Source organism: Curtobacterium sp. GD1 (genome assembly GCF_020882855.1).
GTDB lineage: Bacteria > Actinomycetota > Actinomycetes > Actinomycetales > Microbacteriaceae > Curtobacterium.
Window position 1 is genome coordinate 1 of the sequence record NZ_JAFEVQ010000036.1, and the last position, 19,287, is coordinate 19,287.

General features: G+C 71.8%; 12 protein-coding genes, 1 tRNA gene and 1 pseudogene. 10 read left to right on the plus strand and 4 right to left on the minus strand.

The window, feature by feature from the left end; translation table 11 throughout:
* A pseudogene (locus JSX79_RS16035) lies at nucleotides 1–1,388 on the minus strand (amino acid permease); the annotation flags it as partial.
* A gap of 92 nt (nucleotides 1,389–1,480) precedes the next feature.
* Here JSX79_RS16035 and JSX79_RS16040 point away from each other — a divergent pair.
* The 7 genes from JSX79_RS16040 to JSX79_RS16070 all read left to right on the plus strand — a co-directional run bounded on the left by JSX79_RS16040 (nucleotide 1,481) and on the right by JSX79_RS16070 (nucleotide 11,811).
* Nucleotides 1,481–3,370, plus strand: a complete 1,890-nt coding sequence (locus JSX79_RS16040; protein ID WP_374475669.1) for an ABC transporter ATP-binding protein — start codon at nucleotides 1,481–1,483, stop codon at nucleotides 3,368–3,370.
* 181 nt (nucleotides 3,371–3,551) lie between these two features.
* Nucleotides 3,552–5,777 carry an adenylate/guanylate cyclase domain-containing protein gene (locus tag JSX79_RS16045; protein WP_229087122.1) on the plus strand — a complete coding sequence of 742 codons (2,226 nt, stop codon included), beginning with the start codon at nucleotides 3,552–3,554 and terminating at the stop codon, nucleotides 5,775–5,777.
* Complete coding sequence (locus JSX79_RS16050) at nucleotides 5,774–7,207, plus strand: mechanosensitive ion channel domain-containing protein (RefSeq protein ID WP_070418391.1); 1,434 nt, start codon at nucleotides 5,774–5,776, stop codon at nucleotides 7,205–7,207. The genes JSX79_RS16045 and JSX79_RS16050 overlap by 4 nt, the downstream gene beginning before the upstream one ends.
* A gap of 10 nt (nucleotides 7,208–7,217) precedes the next feature.
* Nucleotides 7,218–8,582, plus strand: coding sequence for a cystathionine beta-synthase (locus tag JSX79_RS16055; protein ID WP_070418392.1), 1,365 nt, complete (start codon nucleotides 7,218–7,220; stop codon nucleotides 8,580–8,582).
* Nucleotides 8,583–8,629: 47 nt separating this feature from the next.
* Nucleotides 8,630–9,775 (plus strand): cystathionine gamma-synthase, encoded by a 1,146-nt coding sequence (locus JSX79_RS16060; RefSeq protein WP_229087124.1) that lies wholly within the window; start codon nucleotides 8,630–8,632, stop codon nucleotides 9,773–9,775.
* Between the two features lie 91 nt (nucleotides 9,776–9,866).
* Complete coding sequence (locus tag JSX79_RS16065) at nucleotides 9,867–11,255, plus strand: MFS transporter (protein WP_229087126.1); 1,389 nt, start codon at nucleotides 9,867–9,869, stop codon at nucleotides 11,253–11,255.
* 10 nt (nucleotides 11,256–11,265) lie between these two features.
* Nucleotides 11,266–11,811 (plus strand): substrate-binding domain-containing protein, encoded by a 546-nt coding sequence (locus JSX79_RS16070; protein ID WP_175496048.1) that lies wholly within the window; start codon nucleotides 11,266–11,268, stop codon nucleotides 11,809–11,811.
* A 19-nt stretch (nucleotides 11,812–11,830) separates the two neighbouring features.
* Here JSX79_RS16070 and JSX79_RS16075 read toward each other — a convergent pair whose 3' ends face one another.
* A complete protein-coding gene (locus tag JSX79_RS16075; RefSeq protein WP_229087127.1) occupies nucleotides 11,831–12,412 on the minus strand; it encodes a TetR/AcrR family transcriptional regulator in 582 nt (193 codons plus the stop codon).
* A gap of 271 nt (nucleotides 12,413–12,683) precedes the next feature.
* Between JSX79_RS16075 and JSX79_RS16080 the strand changes: the two genes are divergently transcribed.
* A complete protein-coding gene (locus JSX79_RS16080; protein ID WP_070419497.1) occupies nucleotides 12,684–13,940 on the plus strand; it encodes a multidrug effflux MFS transporter in 1,257 nt (418 codons plus the stop codon).
* Nucleotides 13,941–14,002: 62 nt separating this feature from the next.
* Complete coding sequence (locus JSX79_RS16085) at nucleotides 14,003–15,973, plus strand: helicase HerA-like domain-containing protein (protein WP_229087128.1); 1,971 nt, start codon at nucleotides 14,003–14,005, stop codon at nucleotides 15,971–15,973.
* Between the two features lie 4 nt (nucleotides 15,974–15,977).
* On the opposite strand, the gene JSX79_RS16090 is transcribed toward JSX79_RS16085, so the two are convergent.
* Entirely contained in the window at nucleotides 15,978–16,619 is a 642-nt protein-coding gene (locus JSX79_RS16090; RefSeq protein WP_070418396.1) for a hypothetical protein, read from the minus strand.
* Nucleotides 16,620–16,929: 310 nt separating this feature from the next.
* Nucleotides 16,930–17,017: transfer RNA gene (locus JSX79_RS16095), tRNA-Ser, on the minus strand.
* Between the two features lie 120 nt (nucleotides 17,018–17,137).
* On the opposite strand from JSX79_RS16095, the gene pta reads away from it, so the two are divergent.
* Nucleotides 17,138–19,246, plus strand: a complete 2,109-nt coding sequence (gene pta, locus JSX79_RS16100) for a phosphate acetyltransferase (RefSeq protein WP_071302617.1) — start codon at nucleotides 17,138–17,140, stop codon at nucleotides 19,244–19,246.
* The last annotated feature ends 41 nt before the right edge of the window (nucleotides 19,247–19,287 follow it).

Genomic DNA, 19,287 nt, shown 5'->3' on the forward strand with positions numbered 1-19,287 from the left:
CTGCCGATGCCGAGGAACACCGCGAGCAGCACGCAGCAGAGCGCGCCGACGATCGGCACGACGGGGAACAGCGGCACGCGGTACGACCGCTCGAGCTACGGCTGGGTCCGACGGAGCACGATGACCGACACGTTCACGAGGGCGAACGCCACGAGCGTGCCGATGCTCGTCGCGTCCGCGAGCTCCCCGAGCGGCACCAGTGCGGCGACGATCGTCACGACGACCCCGATGATGAGGGTGTTCCAGACCGGGGTGCCGGTGCGGTGCGACACCCGGCCGAACACCTTCGGCACGAGTCCGTCGCGGGCCATCGTGAGCAGGATGCGGGTCTGCCCGTAGAGCACGGTGAGCACGACGCTCGCGATCGCGATGACGGCGCCGATCGAGAACACCAGGGCGACCCACGGCTGTCCGGTGACGTCGACGACGATGCGCACGAGCGAGGCCTCGGTCGACGAGAACGACGTCCACGAGCGGGCGCCGATGGCCGCGATCGCGACGAGGATGTACAGCGCCGTGATGAGCGCGATCGACCCGATGATCGCGCGGGGGAGGTCCCGCCGCGGGTTCTTCGCCTCTTCCCCGGCGGTCGACGCGGCGTCGAACCCGATGTACGAGAAGAACAGCCGGGACGCGGCCGCGGTGACCCCGGCGGCACCCATCGGCGCGAGCGGCTCGAAGTTCTGCGCCTGGAACGCCGAGAACGCCACGATGACGAAGAACACGAGCAGGGCGATCTTCACGATGACCATGACCGTGTTCACCCAGGCGCTCTCGCGCGCACCCGGGAGCAGGATCGCCGTGGCGAGCAGCACCAGGCCGGCGGCCGGCAGGTTGACCATGCCGCCCTCGCCCGGAGGCGCCGACAGTGCGGTCGGCAGGTGCAGCCCGAACACCCGCAGGGTCTCGTCGACGTACTCGCTCGCGCCGACCGCGACGGCGGCCACGGAGACGGCGTACTCGAGCACGAGGCACCAGCCGCACACCCAGGCGATGCCCTCGCCCATGGTGGCGTAGGTGTACGAGTAGCTCGACCCCGACGTCGGCACGGCACCCGCCATCTCGGCGTACGACAGTGCCGAGAGGAGCGCGGCGACACCGGCGACGACGAAGGAGATCCAGACCGCGGGACCGGCGAGCGGCACGGCGGTCCCGAGGACGACGAGGATGCCGGTGCCGAGCGTGGCGCCGACACTGATCATCGTGAGGTGCCAGACCCCGAGCGACCGCCGGAGCGGCTCGCCGTCCACCCCCGCCGAGGCCTCGGCCTGCAGCTGCTCGATCGGCTTCCGTCGGGCGAGCTGTGCGCGGAGGGACGTGGGGCGGGTGGGCGCGGACGTCAATGGGACCTCGAGTGGTGCGGGGAAGGGGACGGGAAATGGTCGCATGCCCCCTGAACGGGGTCAAATGAGCCACGGCGGCCCGATGTCCCACCCCGGGGCTAGGTTTGCAGCATGGATCGGGGTGACGCGTCGTGAGCATGCACGGCGGGATGCGCGGCGGCGGCGGTGGCGGTGGCGGTCGCGGTGGCGGCCGGATCTCCAGCGGCGACTTCGAGGCGCAGAAGGCCGCCAACGCCGAGGCGCCCAAGATCCCGAACCTCCTCAAGCGCATCGCCGGGCTGTTCGTGCCGCACCGGAACGCGATCATCCTGACCGTCGTGCTGGTGCTGATCGGCGCCGCGATCTCGGTCGTCCCACCGCTCCTCACCCAGCTGGCGTTCGACGAGGGGCTCTTCCCGAAGGGCGGCGGCGGGCCCGACCTGCCCGTGCTGTACGTCCTCGTCGGTGCCATGGTGGTGCTCTGGATCGCGAGCGCGGGGATCGGCGTCTGGCAGACGTACCTCACCGCGACGGTCGGCAACAAGGTCATGGGCGCGATGCGCATGCGGTTGTTCGGACACCTCCAGCGCATGGAGCTCGCGTTCTTCACCCGCACGAAGACCGGTGTCATCCAGTCCCGCCTGCAGAACGACGTCGGTGGCGTGGCGAGCGTGCTCAACAACACGATCTCGTCGATCCTCGGCAACACGGTGACGGTGATCGCCGCCGTCGTCGCGATGCTGCTCCTCAGCTGGCAGATGACCCTCGTCGCGGTCGTCCTGCTGCCCCTCCTCGTGATCGCGCAGCGACGGGTCGGCCAGGTCCGCGCCAAGATCGCCGCGCAGACGCAGGAGTCGCTGTCGGACATGACCGCGATCACGCAGGAGGCACTGAGCGTCTCCGGCATCCTGCTCGCGAAGAGCTTCAACCAGCAGCGTGCGGAGACGCAGCGGTACGGCAACGAGAACCGCAACCAGATCCGCCTGCAGGTCCGTCAGCAGATGTCCGGTCAGTGGTTCTTCGCGATCGTGTCGATCTTCCTGTCGATCATCCCAGCGATCATCTACGTCGTCGCCGCGTACCTCATCATCGGCGACGTGCCGATCACGGCCGGCACGATCGTGGCCTTCACCACCGTGCAGTCCCGGCTGCTGTTCCCGACCGTCGGTCTGCTCCGGGTCGTCCTCGACCTGCAGACCTCCGGCGCGCTGTTCGCCCGCATCTTCGAGTACCTGGACCTCAAGCCCGCGATCACGGACCCACCCACGGCGAAGCCCGTCGACGAGTCCCGGGTGGGGCACGTCGCCTTCGACGACGTGACGTTCACCTACCCGGACGGCGAGGCGGACAAGCCGACCCTCCGCGGGGTGTCGTTCGAGCTCCAGCCCGGTCAGTTCGCCGCGTTCGTGGGGCCGTCGGGTGCGGGGAAGACGACCGTGTCGTACCTCGTGCCCCGGCTGTACGAGGCGACCGCGGGCTCGGTCCGGTTCGCCGGACAGGACGTCCGCGAGCTGGCGCACGAGGACCTCATGCGCCACGTCGGCATCGTCAGCCAGGAGACCTACCTCTTCCACGCCACCATCGGCGACAACCTGCGGTACGCCAAGCCGGACGCGACCGACGACGAGATCGAGCAGGCCGCGCGCGCGGCGAACATCCACGAGACGATCGCCTCGTTCCCGGACGGCTACGAGACGGTCGTCGGGGAGCGCGGCTACCGGCTGTCCGGCGGCGAGAAGCAGCGGATCGCGATCGCGCGGGTGCTGCTCAAGGACCCACCGGTACTCGTGCTCGACGAGGCGACGAGCGCCCTCGACTCGATCTCCGAGCGTGTCGTGCAGACGGCCCTCGACAACGCCGCGGCGGGCCGGACGACGATCTCGATCGCGCACCGGCTCTCGACGATCCGCGACGCCGACGTCATCTTCGTGCTCGACCACGGCCGGATCGTCGAGCAGGGCAGTCACGAGGAGCTCCTCGAGCGGGACGGCACCTACGCGATGCTGCACCACCAGCAGAACGCCCCCGCCGACGCCGTCGGCAGCTGACGCACCAGGCGCACCGCAGGCGGGACGGGAGGCGCGGTGCGGGCCCGCACCGCGCCTCCCGTCCGACGCCTGGTCGCGACCACGGCGTTTTCCGGTCGACCCGACGGACACGAACGATGCTCGTGTGGTAGCTGTGAAGGAACCACACGCAAGCGCACCGTGCCCCTGAGCGGAGTCCGAAGTGACAGCTGTCCCACCGACGTCCGACCCCATCCCGCCGACGGGCCCGATCGCCCCCGATGCACCACGCGTCGTCGAGGACGCGCCCCGCAAGAAGGGGAAGTTCCGCGCGTTCCTCACGAGCGGCTCCCTCGACATCCAGTCCAAGCTCCTCGTGATGCTCCTCGCGGTGAGCATCGTGGCGGCGCTGGTCGTGGGTGTCGTCGGCTACCTGAACGGCCGGAGCTCGCTCGAGGCCGCGGCGTTCAACCAGGTGACCTCGTTGCGCGAGGCGAGGATCACCGAACTGCAGCGCTCGTTCGGCCAGTTCACCCAGACGGTCGTCGCGCAGACCCGCAACGAGAGCGTCATCGGCGCGACGAAGGCCTTCGAGTCCGGGTGGGACGACCTGCAGTCGCGGCCGGTGTCCGACGACGACCACACGAAGGTCGAGGACTGGTACCGGGACTCCTTCGTCCCGCAGCTCGACGACCGCAACGGCGGCACCGCCAACCCGGACCAGTTCGCGCCGACCGAGGACCCGCAGGCCTACCTGCAGGCGCGGTACACGGCGCCGTTCACCGACTACGACAAGGCCATCGACCAGGACGACGCCGGGGACGGCAGTGCGTGGTCGGCGGCGCACGCCGAGTACCAGCCGTACTTCAAGCAGGCGGTCGAGGCCGCCGGGTACGAGGACCTCCTGCTCATGAACACCGACGGGGACGTCGTGTACTCGGCGTACTCCGGCGCGGACCTCGGCACGGACCTCGAGAGCGGGCCCTACCGCGACTCGAACCTCGCGACCGGGTACCAGCAGGCCCTGCAGCTGACGAGCTCGGACGACTTCGTGGTGACGGACTTCGCGCGGTACGTGCCGAGCCTCAACGTCCCGACGCTCTGGGTGATGTCGCCGGTGGGGGAGGACGGCAAGATCATCGGGGTGATGGCCGTCCAGGTGCCGGTCGACCTCATCACGCAGGTCATGACGGGCAACGAGCAGTGGAAGGACGACGGCCTCGGGGACACCGGGGAGTCGTACCTCGTCGGTGCCGACCACCTCATGCGGTCGTACCCACGCCAGCTCATCGAGCACCCGAAGCAGTACCAGCGCGACGTCGTCGCTGCCGGGACGGCGCCGTCGACGGCGGCCCGCCAGGTCGCGGTGAAGGGCTCCGTGCTCCTGCAGGAGGTGAACACGACGCCGGTGACACGGGCGCTGCAGGGCAAGTCCGGCACCGTGATCTCGACCGACTACCGCGGGAAGGAAGTGCTCGCGGCGTACGCGCCGCTCGAGGTCGACGGGCTCCGGTGGGTCGTCGTCGCGCAGATGGACACGGCCGAGGCGTTCGCCCCGGTGAACGACTTCGCCCGGAACATCGGCCTCGCGCTCGTCGGCATCATCGTCCTCGTCAGCCTGCTGTCCCTGCTGCTGGCCCAGGTGTTCGTCCGGCCGATCCGACAATTGCAGACCGCGGTGAACCGGGTGTCGTCCGGCGACCTCGGCGTCGAGGTGCAGACGAAGGCCGGCGACGAGATCGGCGACCTCGGACTCGCGTTCAACGACATGAGCCGCAGCCTCCAGGTGAAGCAGGACCTGCTCGACGAGCAGCGGCGGCAGAACGACACCCTGCTGCTGACGCTCATGCCGGAGGAGGTCGCCCGTCGCTACAAGCAGGGCGACGAGACGATCGCGGCCGACCACCAGGACGTCGCGGTCGTCTACGCGGACATCATCGGGTTCGACGAGTTCGCCGCCGGCCTCACCGCCGAGGAGTCCCTGTCCCTCGTCAACGACGTCTGGCGCTCCCTCGACGAGGCGGCCACCCGCCACGGCGTCGAGCGGGTGCGCACGACCCGGAGTGGGTACCTCGCCAGCTGCGGCCTGAGCGTGCCGCGCGTGGACAACGTCCGCCGCGTCGTCGACTGGGCGGAGGAGGCGCAGGGCGTGCTCGAGCGCTTCAACGCGCAGCACGGATCGAAGATCGGCTTGCGCGCCGGCATCGACACCGGCCAGGTCACGAGCGGGCTCGTCGGCCGCTCGAGCATCGTCTACGACATGTGGGGCGACGCCGTCAGCCTGGCCTACCGGGTGCAGGGGATCGCCCCGGCGCCCGGTGTGTACGCGACGCAGCGCGTGGTCGACAAGCTCGGCGACCGCGGGGGCGTGCAGGACGCCGGCGAGGTGCAGACACAGGCCGGCCCGCAGCGGGTCTGGAAGCTCGAGCGGACCGGAGCGGCGTCGTGACCGCGTTCTGGGAGCAGCCGTGGTTCTGGCCGGCGATCAGCGTCATCGTCGGCCTGCCGCTGCTGCTGCTCGTCCTGACCGAGCTGCAGTCGAACCTCGAGCGGCGCGGCAACTCGCTGCACAAGGTGGTCGGACTGCTGCGGAACGCCGTGGTGCCGATCATCGCGATCCTCGTCCTGTCCGTCCAGGTCACCGACGCGGTCGACCCGGGCAAGCCCGTGGTGAACCAGATCATCGGCACCGTGCTCGGGTTCCTCGTGATCGTGTTCGTCCTGAACGGGCTGAACATCGTCCTGTTCACGAACGCCCGGAAGGGCACCTGGCGCGAGAAGATCCCGTCGATCTTCGTGGACATCGCCCGCATCGTGCTCATCGCGCTCGGGCTGGCGCTGGTGTTCAAGATCGTCTGGGGCGCGGACGTCGGCGGGATCTTCACCGCGCTCGGTGTCGGCTCGCTCGTCATCGGCCTCGCGCTGCAGTCCGCCGTCGGTCCGGTGATCGCCGGGCTGTTCCTGCTGTTCGAGCAGCCGTTCCGGCTGGGGGACTGGCTCGACGCCGGTGGCGTGCGTGGCCGGGTGGTCGAGGTGAACTGGCGGTCGGTGCACATCGACACGGGCGCCGGGATCCTCATCATGCCGAACTCCTCGTTGGCGGGGGCGTCGTTCACGAACCTCAGCCGGACAGGAGGCACGTTCCCGGTCGCCACGGACGTCACGTTCACGACGGACGACCCTCCGGCAGCGGTGGTCGCCCTGCTGCAGCGGGTCGCGTCCGGCCTGCCCCAGCGGTACCCCGGCACGCAGCCGGTGGCGGTGCCGACCGGCGGATCGTCGTACACCGTGTCCTTCGAGGTGCGCGGACCGTCGCAGGAGGGCGACGCGCTCGCCCAGTTCCGGATGTGGCTCTGGTACGCGGCCCGGCGCGCAGGGCTCGGCCTCGACGGCGACACGACCGACGACTTCGTCACCGACGAGCGTCGGGACGCCGCCCTGGCGTCGATCGCGCCCACGCTGTACCTGACGGGCGACGACGGGGCCGCGCTGGCACCGCTCGTCCGGCTCGAGCGGTACGCCGCCGGCGAGACGATCGTCACGGCCGGCACGGTGCCGGACGCGGTCCGGTTCGTCCTGTCCGGCAGCGTCGACCTGCGCGTCCCGTTCGAGGACGCCGAGTTGCCGGCGACCCGCGTCGAGACCGGCGACTACCTCGGGCAGACGGCGTTGACCCGGGAGGCGCTGCTCACCACCGCCGTCGCGCTCACCGAGGTCGCGGTGCTGGTCGTGCCCGCCACCGCGCTCGACCAGATCGTGCGCGGCACGCCGGCGCTCGCCCGGGACATGGGGGAGGTCATCGACCGCCGCCGGCAGGAGGTCTCCGCGGCGGTGTCCGCCCACGTCGCATCCCAGCGGAAGACGGTGTCCGCCGCCTAGACTCGACCGCGTGCGTTACGCGAACTCCGTGGTCGACCTCGTCGGCGACACCCCGCTCGTCAAGCTCAACCGGGTGACCGAGGGGGTGCGCGCGACCGTCCTCGTGAAGGTCGAGTACCTCAACCCCGGTGGGTCGTCGAAGGACCGGATCGCCACCAGGATCATCGACGCGGCCGAGGCCTCCGGCGACCTGGGCCCCGGCGGCACCATCGTCGAGCCGACCTCCGGCAACACCGGCGTGGGCCTCGCGCTCGTCGCCCAGCAGCGCGGCTACCGCTGCGTGTTCGTCCTGCCCGACAAGGTCGGCGAGGACAAGCGGAACGTGCTCACCGCGTACGGCGCCGAGATCGTCGTCACGCCGACGGCCGTCCCGCCCGAGCACCCGGAGTCGTACTACTCGGTGTCCGACCGGCTGGTGCGCGAGATCCCCGGCGCCTACAAGCCGAACCAGTACGCCAACCCGAACGGCCCGCGCAGCCACTACGAGACCACCGGTCCGGAGATCTGGCGCGACACCGAGCAGCGCATCACGCACTTCGTCGCGGGCGTGGGCACCGGCGGCACGATCTCCGGCACCGGACGCTTCCTGAAGGAGGCCTCGGACGGCCGTGTCCGCATCGTCGGCGCCGACCCCGAGGGCTCCGTCTACTCGGGCGGCACCGGTCGCCCCTACCTGGTCGAGGGCGTCGGCGAGGACTTCTGGCCGACCGCGTACGACCCCGGGGTCCCCGACGAGATCATCGCCGTGTCGGACGCCGACTCGTTCGCGATGACCCGTCGGCTCGCCCGCGAAGAGGGCCTGCTCGTCGGTGGCTCGAGCGGCATGGCGGTCGTCGCCGCGCTCCGCGCCGCCCGCGACCTCACCGAGGACGACGTGGTCGTGGTGCTCCTGCCGGACGGCGGCCGCGGCTACCTCGGCAAGATCTTCAACGACCGGTGGATGCGCTCCTACGGCTTCGCCGAGACCGACGACGAGCGCACGGTGGGGTCGCTCATCGCGGGCAAGGACGGCCGGCTGCCCGACCTCGTCCACGCCCACCCGGCGGACACCGTGCGCGAGGTCGTCGACATCATGACGAAGTACGGCGTCTCGCAGATGCCCGTGCTCAGCGCCGAACCGCCCGTCGTCATCGGCGAGGTCGTCGGCGCGGTGGCGGAGAAGGACCTGCTCGAGCAGGTCTTCACCGGCGCCGCGAAGATGACGGACGCGCTGTCCGGGTTCGTGGGCGACCCGCTCCCGCTCATCGGTGTCGGCGAGTCGGTCTCGTCGGCGCGACGTGCGCTCGAGTCGGCGGACGCCCTGCTCGTCGTCGAGGACGGCAAGCCCGTCACCGTGCTGACCCGCCACGACCTGCTCGCCTACCTGTCCGAGTGACCCGCGTCCCGCGTGACGCCCCCGACCCAACGAGGAACGAAGCCCGCATGACCGAGTTCAGCACCCGCGCCGTCCACGCCGGCCAGGAGCCCGACGGCCCCACCGGCGCCGTCATCCCCCCGATCCACCTCACGTCGACGTACGTGCAGGACGGTGTCGGCGGCATGCGGAACGGCTACGAGTACTCCCGCGCCGGCAACCCGACGCGCGACTCGCTGCAGACCCTCCTGGCGGACCTCGACGGTGGCGTCGCGGCGTACTCGTTCGCGTCCGGGCTCGCCGCCGAGGATGCTCTGCTGCGCGCCACGCTCGTCCCCGGTGCCCGCGTGGTGATGGGCAACGACGTGTACGGCGGGACCCACCGCCTGGTCAGCCGGTTGCACGTGCCGTGGGGCGTCGAGCTCGTGGTCGTCGACATGAGCGACACCGACCGCGTCCGTGCCGCGCTCGAGGGTGCTCCGGCGCAGACCGTCCTCTGGGTCGAGACCCCGACGAACCCGCTCATGAAGATCGCCGACATCGCCGCGCTCGCCGAGATCGGCCACGCGGCCGGTGCCGTGGTCGTCGTCGACAACACCTTCGCGTCGCCGTACCTGCAGCAGCCGCTGTCGCTCGGCGCCGACGTCGTCGTGTACTCGACGACGAAGTACCTCGGCGGCCACTCCGACGTCGTCGGCGGCGCCGTGGTGCTCGCCGACGAGGAGCTCGCCGCGAAGGTGCAGTTCCTGCAGTTCGGCGCCGGGGCGATCTCGTCGCCGTTCGACGCGTTCCTCACCACGCGCGGCATCAAGACCCTCGCGGTCCGGATGGAGCGGCACTCGCGGAACGCCCAGGCGGTGGCCGAGGCACTCGTCGGTGCTCCGGGTGTCGAGCGCGTGTACTACCCGGGGCTCGCCGAGCACCCCGGCCACGACGTCGCGGCACGCCAGATGCGCGGCTTCGGGGGCATGCTCTCGGTCGCGCTGAGCGGTGGGCCCGAGGCGGCGCGCCGTTTCGCGGAGTCGACCGAGGTGTTCGCGCTCGCCGAGTCGCTCGGCGGGGTCGAGTCGCTCATCGGGTACCCGTCCGAGATGACGCACGCGTCGGTGAAGGGCACGGAGCTGGCGGTGCCGGAGAACGTCGTGCGCCTGTCCGTCGGCATCGAGGACGCCGGCGACCTCGTGGCGGACCTGCAGCAGGCGCTCGCGCGCTGACCCGCTCGACAGCGGTGGCGGGCCCGACCTCGGCGGCCCGCCCGGCGTCGGCGGCCCGCCCGGCGTCGGTGGGCGGCCCTACGATGATCGGGTGAGCACCGCGGCGACGAGGACCAGTCTGTTCAGCGGACCGTACGCCCTCGCCACCGTCGGCATGGTCGCGATCGTCGCGGTCGCGGCGTTCCAGAACCTGGCGATGACCACCGTCATGCCGGAGATCAGCCGCGACCTCGACGGCGAGACCCTCTACGCGCTGGCCTTCGCCGCACCCCTGGCGGCCGGTGTGCCGGGCATGGTCCTCGCGGGCAACTGGACCGACCGCGCAGGTGGACGCATCGTGGCGTGGGTGTCGGCCGGTCTCTTCGCCGTCGGCACCGCCGTCGTCATGCTGGCCCCGACGATGGAGGTCTTCCTCGTCGGCCGGCTCGTCGAGGGCTTCGGTGCCGGCGCGATCGACGTCGTGCTCTACGTCCTCGTCGCCCGGATCTTCCCCGCCGACCTGCACGGCCCGGTGTTCGCCGGGTTCGCCGCCGCGTGGGTGGTGCCGGCGCTCGTCGGTCCGGCGCTCGCGGGCATCGTCACCGACGTCTGGAACTGGCACTGGGTGTTCGCCGGTGCACTCGTCATCGCGGTCGGCGCGTTCTCCCTGCTCGTCCCGACCCTCGGCCGGCTGCACCCACCCGCACCCGAGCTCCGTCCGGCGTGGCAGCGGTCCCGGATCGGCTGGTCGGTCGCCGCCGCGGTGGCGATCCTGCTGCTCAACGTCGCCCCGGACCTCGGCGCGTGGGCGCGGGTCGCCGCCGTGCTCATCGGCCTCGTCGGGACGTGGTTCGCACTCCGCCCGCTGCTGCCCGCCGGCACCTTCCGCGCCGCCCCCGGGCTGCCGTCGGTGATCCTGCTGCGGGGGCTCGTCGCCGCCTCGTTCTTCGGCAGCGAGGCGTACGTGCCGTTCCTGCTGCAGGCGAAGGACGGCCTGTCCGCCTCGGCGGCGGGGCTCGCGCTGACGGTCGCGGCACTCAGCTGGGCCGGGTCGAGCTGGCTGCACGGACGGCTGGGCGAGGAACGGCTCACCGCGACCCGGACCTTCGCGATCGGTCTCGCGCTCGTGCTCGCCAGCCTGCTCACGGCGCTGACGGTCGCCACGTTCGGCCTGCCGTGGTGGCTGCTCGTGGTCGGGTGGTTCGTCGGTGGCGCGGGCATGGGGGCGATCTACCCGCGGACCTCGATGCTGACACTGCGCTTCTCCGGCGAGGGCGACGACGGGTTCGCGAGCTCGGCCCTGACCATCGCCGACGCCTCGGGCAGCGTGATCGGGCTCGCCGTCACCGGGCTGCTGTTCATCGGGACGGGCGGTGCCGACGCCGCGGTGTCGTTCCCGCTCGTGTTCGGCGGCATGACCCTGATCGCGGTGCTCGCCGTCGCCGCGGTCCGTCGGCTCGGCCCCGTCCCGGCACCGTCCGTCGTCGCGGTGGGCGGGTAGCGTGGCGGTCGTGCTCCTCCGCGTCGTCACCGCCACCGTCGTCATCGGTGCGGCCCTCGCCCTGGCCGGCTGCCAGGGCACGACGTCGGCCGCGCCCACGCCGGTGCAGAGCACGGACCTGACCAGCTCCGACGGCGGGTTCGACCGGCACGCGGTCATCGGCGTGGTCCTCGAACCCGGGCAGGACACGCTCGGCGCAGACCTGCGGGCCGGACTGACCGACGCCGGCTTCGCCCCGGACGTCCGCGTCGCACCGGCCGACGGCTCCGCCGCCGCGCAGCGCACCGCGGTGGACCAGCTCGTCCGTACGGGCGCGAAGGCGTTGCTCGTGCGGGCGGTCGACGCCTCGGCGCTGACCGGGGTCATCCAGACGGCGCACGACGCCGGTGTCGTCGTGGTGTCGCTGGGGGACCCGCTGCCGACGAGCGGCACGGGTGGCGACGGCGTCTCCGCGGACTACCGGGTGCCGGCCGGCGACGACCAGGCCGACCTCGTCAGCGGGGCCGTCGACGTGGTCGAGTCGCTCCAGCGCGGCGAGAAGCCCACGACCGACTGACGTCCGTCGGGCAGGGCGGTCAGCGCCACCACGACGGGAACGACAGCACGATCGTGTCGACCAGTGCCTTCCGCGACCGTCGCGGTCCGGCGAGCCAGGCCTCGATCGCGCCGACAAAGCCCTGCGCCACGAACCCCGCGGCGACGTCGTCGAGGAGTTCCGGCCGGTGCTCGCGCTCGAGCGTCCGGATGTGCTGCTCGCTCGACACCGTGAAGTGCTCCACGAGGAGTCGGTGCAGCGACGCGTCGTTCGGGTCCGGCAGCGCCTTGCCGTAGATCTCGCGGTGCGCGACGACGTGCTCGACGACGGCGTTGATGCCGCGCCGGGTGATCGTCGCGAACTCGTCGACGCCGGCACCCCGGGCGAACGCCGCGCGTCGGACCTCGGCGTCGTCCTCGCGGATGCGGTCGAGATCCGGTGTGAGGACGTCGGCGAGCAACGACCCGGGGGAGACCGCGTGCGAGTAGAACGTGGCGCGGTTGATGCCGGCCGCCCGGGTGACGTCGGCGACCGTGATCTCGGACACCGGCCGGTCGGCGGCCAGTCGCAGGATGGCCTCGCGCAGGGCAGCGGTCGTGTGCAGGATGCGGGCATCCACCATGACGCCACCCCCTTCTGATCCGGTTCCGTCCCGCCGGTGTTCCGGCGGAACGGGCGGGACGACGTCCGCCGGCGGTCGACCGGCGGCGAGCAGTCCGACGGTACCGCATGTGCCGCGTCCGAGCGGGGCGGGAGCCGTGGCAACACGCGGGAGAACGCCCCGGACTGCTGCGGTGGCGCTCGGGGGACCCGTAGGATGGTTCCGCGGACGAATCGATTCGATCGACGCCGCGATCACCTCCCCACCCCTCACCGTCGAAGGACTCCTGCTCGTGACCGCGCCCGCCACCACCGGTTCGCTCCGTGTCGTCCTGCACCCGGGAGACGCGCTCTCCCGTCGGCAGCGACTCGTCTACGTCTTCGTCCTGGGCGCCCTCACCGCGCTCGGACCGTTCACGATCGACCTCTACCTGCCGGCGTTCCCGTCGCTCAAGGACGAGTTCGGCATCACCGACGGGGCGGTGCAGCTCACCCTCACCGCGACGACGCTCGGCTTCGCGGCCGGACAGCTGCTGGTCGGCCCGTGGAGCGACAAGGTCGGTCGCCGGCTCCCGCTCATCATCGCGACGAGCCTGCACGTCGCAGCGTCACTCGGAGCCGCACTGGCGCCGAACGTCGAGGTGCTGGCGCTCTTCCGCGTCCTGCAGGGCATGGGTGCAGCGGCCGGTGGCGTCGTGGCGATGGCGACCGTGCGCGACCTGTTCGGCGGCAAGCCGCTCGTGCGGATGCTGTCCCGCCTCGCGATGGTGAACGGCCTGGCGCCCATCCTCGCCCCGCTCATCGGCTCGCAGATGCTCCGGTTCGTGAGCTGGCACGGGATCTTCGTCTTCCTCGCCTGCTACGGCGCCGCTGTCGTGCTCGCCGCGGTCCTGCTCATCGTCGAGACGCTCCCGCCGGCACGTCGGCACGAGGCCGGGCACTCCACCATCGGGCAGCGGTACCGGGCGCTCTTCTCCGACCGCGTCTTCGTGGGGGTCGCGCTCATCGGGGCGATGGTCTTCAGTGGGCTCTTCTCGTACCTCAGCGCGTCACCGTTCCTGTTCCAGGGCCTGTACGGGCTCGACGCGCAGCAGTACGGCCTGCTCTTCGCGGTGAACTCGGTCGGCGTCGTCGTCGGCGTGCAGGTCTCCGCGCGGTTGGCGCAGCGCGTCGGACCGCAGTGGATCCTCGCGTGCTCGACCGCGACCCTGTTCCTCGCCGCCGTCGCGATCATGGTGCTCGACCAGCTCGGCGCCGGACTCGTCGGGGTGCTCGTGCCGCTCTGGTTCTTCATCGCCGCGTGCGGCTTCTCGTTCCCACTCGTCCAGGTGATCGGACTCGCCGCCCACGGCAAGGAGGCCGGCACCGCCGCCTCGCTCCTCGGCGCGCTGAACTTCGGCGTGGCGGGGATCATCTCGCCCGTGGTCGGGTGGATCGGCATCACCACGGCGACCCCGATGGCGGTGGTGATGGCGTGCACGTCGGCCGTCGCGATCGTGCTGCTCTGGGCGGTCGTCCGACCGAGGACGGTCCCGGCGCTCACGCACTGACCGTCGCACGGTGCCACGGCACGCGCCGGACAGGAGCGTCCGGCCGTTCGTATGCTGTGGACATGAGCGACGTGGTGGCGCAGGCACGGGCAGCGGCCGAGGCAGCGAAGCAGGCGGCCGACGAGGCCCGGCGCCTCGCGGACGAGGCGGTGCAGCGGGCGGAGGAACTCGCCGCCGCGGTGGCGCAGGGCCAGGAGGCGCGGCTCGAGCCCGATGCGGAGCCGGCGGTCGTCGCCTCCCCGGCCCCGGCGGTGGACGCGACCGCCCCGGCGGGCGAGCCGACGTCGACGACCGGCACCGTGCCTCCCGAGCCGACCACGGGCGAGGGGCCGCTCGGCGCCGACGCCGTCGCGGCGATCCGCGCCGGCTACGAGGTCGAGGGCAGCGCGCTGCAGCTCGGTGCCCTCGTGAACGGCGCCGCGGTGCCCGACGTGCAGGTCCGGATCCCGCTCGGCATGCTCAACCGACACGGTCTCGTCGCGGGCGCGACCGGCACGGGCAAGACGCGCACGCTGCAGGTCCTCGCCGAGCAGATCGCCGCGAACGGGGTGCCCGTCTTCGCCGCCGACATCAAGGGCGACCTGTCCGGGCTGGCGGTCGCGGGCACGCCGAACGACAAGCTCCTCGCGCGCACCGCCGGGATCGGCCAGGAGTGGCGTGCGGTGGCGAGCGAGGCGGAGCTCTACTCGCTCGGCGGGCAGGGGACCGGTGTGCCGATCCGTGCGACCGTGTCCGGGTTCGGACCGCTCCTGCTGTCGAAGGTGCTCGGGCTGAACGACACGCAGGAGTCCTCCCTCGGGCTCGTGTTCCACTACGCGGAGCGGGCGGGGCTGCCGCTCGTCGACCTGTCCGACCTGCGGAGCGTGCTGACCTTCCTCGTGAGCGACCAGGGCAAGGCGGAGCTCGCCGAGCTCGGCGGGCTGTCGAAGCAGACCGCCGGGGTGATCCTCCGCGAGCTGATCACCTTCGCCGACAAGGGCGCCGACCAGTTCTTCGGCGAGACGGAGATCGACACGACCGTGTTCCTCCGCACCGCCGCCGACGGCCGGGGGATCGTCAGCCTGCTCGAGGTGCCCGGCGTGCAGGACCAGCCCGAGGTCTTCTCGACGTTCCTGATGTGGCTCCTCGCCGACCTCTTCAACGAGCTCCCCGAGGTGGGCGACCAGGACAAGCCGAAGCTCGTGTTCTTCTTCGACGAGGCGCACCTGCTCTTCAGCGGGGCGTCGGCGGACTTCCTCGAGCAGATCGTCCGCACGGTCCGGCTCATCCGTTCGAAGGGCGTCGGGATCTTCTTCGTCACGCAGACCCCGAAGGACGTCCCGAACGACGTGCTCGCCCAGCTCGGCTCGCGGATCCAGCACCAGCTGCGGGCGCACACCCCGGACGACGCGAAGGCGCTGCGGGCGACGGTGTCGACCTACCCGACGAGCGACTACGACCTCGGGGAGGTGCTGACCTCGCTCGCCACCGGTGAGGCGATCGTCACCGTGATGAACGAGAAGGGCGCGCCGACGCCGGTGGCCTGGACGCGCCTCCGTGCCCCCGAGGGCTCGATGGACCCGATGCCCCCGGCCGAGATGACGGCGCGGGTGCAGGCATCCCCGCTCCTGCACACCTACGGCACGCGGCTCGATCCCGACTCGGCGTACGAGATGCTCGCCCGCCGGATGGAGGCCGCCGCTGCGGACGCGGCTGCCGCGGACGCCGAGAAGGCCGCGGCGACCGCTGCCGCCGAGGCGGAGAAGGAGGCGGCCCGCGCCGCTGCCGCCGCGGCGAAGGAGGCCGCGGCGAAGGAGAAGACCGAGGCGCGCGAACGGGCCGCGGCGCAGAAGGAGTACGAGCGGGCGCAGCGGGAGTTCGAGCGAGCCGAACGGGCGGCCGATGCGCGGCGGTCGGGGCGCACGTCGTCCCGGACGACGACGTCACGGAAGGCGGACGACCCGCTGTCGGACCTGCTCGGGTCCGGGCTGGGCAGGACGATCGCCAAGGAGGTCGTGCAGGGGATCTTCTCGACCCTGCGCCGCCGTCGCTGAGGGGTCAGCCGAGGAGGCCGGTGGTCTCGACCACGAGCAGCCCGGCGACCGCGAGGACCGCCACCGCACCGACGGCGACGTACGCCCCGCGCTGCTCGTACCAGGACCGGCTCGCCGGGTAGCGCCGCACGAACTCGCGGATCGACATTGGCCGGGTCTCGTCGGTGACCTGCACGCCGAGGGCGTCCACGATGCTGTCGATGCCGGCGTCGCTCCAGGTGTCGGCGCGGAGGCGGAACAGGTGGGCGCCGGCGGCGTCGAGCGCGATGAGCTCGCGCGTCGTGCGCTCGACCGCGCTGCCGTACGTGGTGGCGAGGACCAGGCTGTGGACGCGGTCGCGGTCCACCCGACGGTTCTGCGTGAGGACGCCGCGCACCGTGATCGCCACCGGGTCGATGCCGATGAACGCGGTGCCGAGGCGCACGAAGACCACGGCGACGGCGGCCGCGAGCAGGATGACCGCACCCGTGACGACCGGCCAGAGGCGCATCGGGAGGGAGACCCAGACGAGGGCGACGGCGAGGGGGACGGCCGAGAACACGACGCTCAGGATCGTCGAGCGCACGAGCGAGCGACGCGGCCGGAGGACCACGTCGTACACGGTCGCGCTCGGCCGAGCTGCTGCCGGCGCCGTCAGGTCCCCCACGTGGACTCCTCGTCCCTCGGGTGCCCGGGCAGCGTTCGACGCTCGCCCGGGGAGCGCGCCCCTGCCGCTCCGTGCACCGTGTCCGACCCGTCCCGGGGCCGTCCTTTGGGTCAGTCTAGGCGACCGACGGGTATCGGGGACAGCCCGTTCCACCCCTCGGCATCGTTTCCCGGCCAGTCCATGGCGAACGGGGTTCGGCGGGGTCCGCCGGGTGGGGGACCGTCCTGTCCGGAGTGCTCCGGAGTGCTCCGGAGTGCTCCGGACGACGAACGCCCCGGGAACCGATCGGTTCCCGGGGCGTTCCGTGCTCTGGCGGAGAATGGGGGATTCGAACCCCCGAGGGCTTGCACCCAACACGCTTTCCAAGCGTGCGCCATAGGCCACTAGGCGAATTCTCCTGGCGCCGTCTTCCGACGACGACACCCAATGGTACAGGTTCTCCGGAGTGCTCACGACCGCGTGTCGGAAGTGGCGGGGCTCCCAGATGTCGTGCCGTGTGCGCCGACTACCCTGGACGCGTGTCGACCCGCATCTACATCACGTCAGCAGAAGGACACACGGGCAAGAGCACCGTCGCCCTCGGTGTCCTCGAGACCCTCGCACGCTCGGTCGGACGGGTCGGGGTGTTCCGCCCGGTCGCCCGCTCCGTCGACGAGCCGGACTACGTGCTCGAGCTCCTGCTGCAGCACACCGCGGTCGGCATCTCCTACGACGACGCGGTCGGCGTCACCTACGACGACGTGCACGCCGACCCGGACGCGGCGCTCGCGACGATCGTCACCCGCTTCGCCCAGGTCGAGCGGCAGTGCGACGCGGTCGTGGTGCTCGGATCGGACTACACCGACGTCGGCAGCCCGACGGAGCTGTCGTTCAACGCCAAGGTCGCGGTCAACCTGGGCGCTCCGGTGCTGCTCGTGCTCGGTGGCCGCGACGCCGCCGAACGCGGTGCCCGCACCCCCGAGGACATGGCCCAGGTCGCCGACGTCACGACGAGCGAGCTCCGCGCCGCGCACGCCCAGCTGTTCGGCATCGTCGTGAACCGTGCCGACCCCGACGCCCTGCCGTCGGTCGTGTCGAGCGTCCGGCAGGCGGTCAGCGACGACCACCCCGACCTGCCCGTGTGGGCCATCCCCGAGGACCGCGTCCTCGTCGCCCCGACCGTCCGCGCCCTGCTCGAGGCCACCGGGGCGACCCTGGTGCGCGGCGACGAAGCGCTGCTCGACCGCGAGGCGCTCGGCACCGTCGTCGCCGGCATGAGCATGGAGAACGTCCTGCCGCGCCTGATCGAGGGCGGGATCGTCGTCGTCCCGGGGGACCGCAGCGACGTCCTCATCGCGACGCTCCTCGCGAACCAGTCCGAGACGTTCCCGAGCCTCGCCGGGGTGATCCTCAACGGCGGGTTCGAGACGGCACCGCAGATCTCCCGCCTGCTCGAGGGGCTGTCGAGCTCGCTGCCGATCGCGCAGAACGACCTCGGCACCTACGACACCGCGCTCCGCATCACCCAGACCCGCGGACGGCTCGCGGCGGACTCGCCCCGCAAGGCCGACCTCGCGCTCGCGCTGTTCGAGCAGCACGTCGACGCCGACGCCCTGCGTGACCGCCTGCAGCTCACGCCCTCCGGGGTCGTGACGCCGCTCATGTTCGAGCACGGACTGCTCGACCGGGCCCGCGGGTACGGCAAGCGCATCGTCCTGCCCGAGGGCGAGGACGACCGCATCCTCCGCGCCGCGTCCACGCTCCTGCAGCGCCAGGTGTGCGAGCTCACGATCCTCGGCGACCCCGCCGCGATCCGGACCCGGGCGACCGAGCTCGGCCTCGACCTCGACGCCGCGCAGCTCGTCTCCCCGTTCGACCCCGAGCTCCGTGAGCGCTTCGCCGAGGAGTACACCCGCCTCCGGGCGCACAAGGGCATGTCGATCGAGCTCGCCCGCGACACCGTCACCGACGTGTCCTACTTCGGCACGATGATGGTGCAGCTCGGGCTCGCCGACGGCATGGTCTCCGGCGCGAAGCACACGACGGCGCACACGATCCGGCCGTCGTTCGAGATCATCAAGACCCGGCCGGACACCTCGATCGTGTCGAGCGTCTTCCTGATGGCCCTCGCCGACCGGGTCCTCGTCTACGGCGACTGCGCGGTCATCCCCGACCCGACGAGCGAGCAGCTCGCGGACATCGCGATCTCGTCCGCCGAGACCGCGACGCAGTTCGGCATCGACCCGCGCGTGGCGATGCTCAGCTACTCGACGGGCGACAGCGGCTCGGGAGCGGACGTCGACAAGGTCCGCGCCGGCACCGCCTTCGTGCGCGAGCGCCGCCCGGACCTGCTCGTCGAGGGGCCGATCCAGTACGACGCCGCCGCCGACCCGACGGTCGCGTCGACGAAGATGCCGGACTCGCCCGTCGCGGGTCGCGCCACGGTGTTCATCTTCCCCGACCTCAACACGGGCAACAACACGTACAAGGCCGTGCAGCGCTCGGCCGGTGCCGTGGCGATCGGCCCGGTCCTGCAGGGCCTGCGCAAGCCGATCAACGACCTCTCCCGCGGTGCGCTCGTCGGCGACATCGTCAACACCGTCGCGATCACCGCGATCCAGGCCGGCACCGCGACCGACGCGGGCTGACCCGCGCGACCCGCACCGCGCCTCCCGTCCGACCGAGAAAG

What these genes read in the sequence shown, in the direction of transcription:
- JSX79_RS16040 (WP_374475669.1), top strand. Translation starts at nt 1,481, where the DNA reads ATGCACGGCGGGATGCGCGGCGGCGGCGGTGGCGGTGGCGGTCGCGGT.
- JSX79_RS16060 (WP_229087124.1), top strand. Translation starts at nt 8,630, where the DNA reads ATGACCGAGTTCAGCACCCGCGCCGTCCACGCCGGCCAGGAGCCCGAC.
- JSX79_RS16075 (WP_229087127.1), bottom strand. Translation starts at nt 12,412, where the DNA reads ATGGTGGATGCCCGCATCCTGCACACGACCGCTGCCCTGCGCGAGGCC.
- JSX79_RS16085 (WP_229087128.1), top strand. Translation starts at nt 14,003, where the DNA reads ATGAGCGACGTGGTGGCGCAGGCACGGGCAGCGGCCGAGGCAGCGAAG.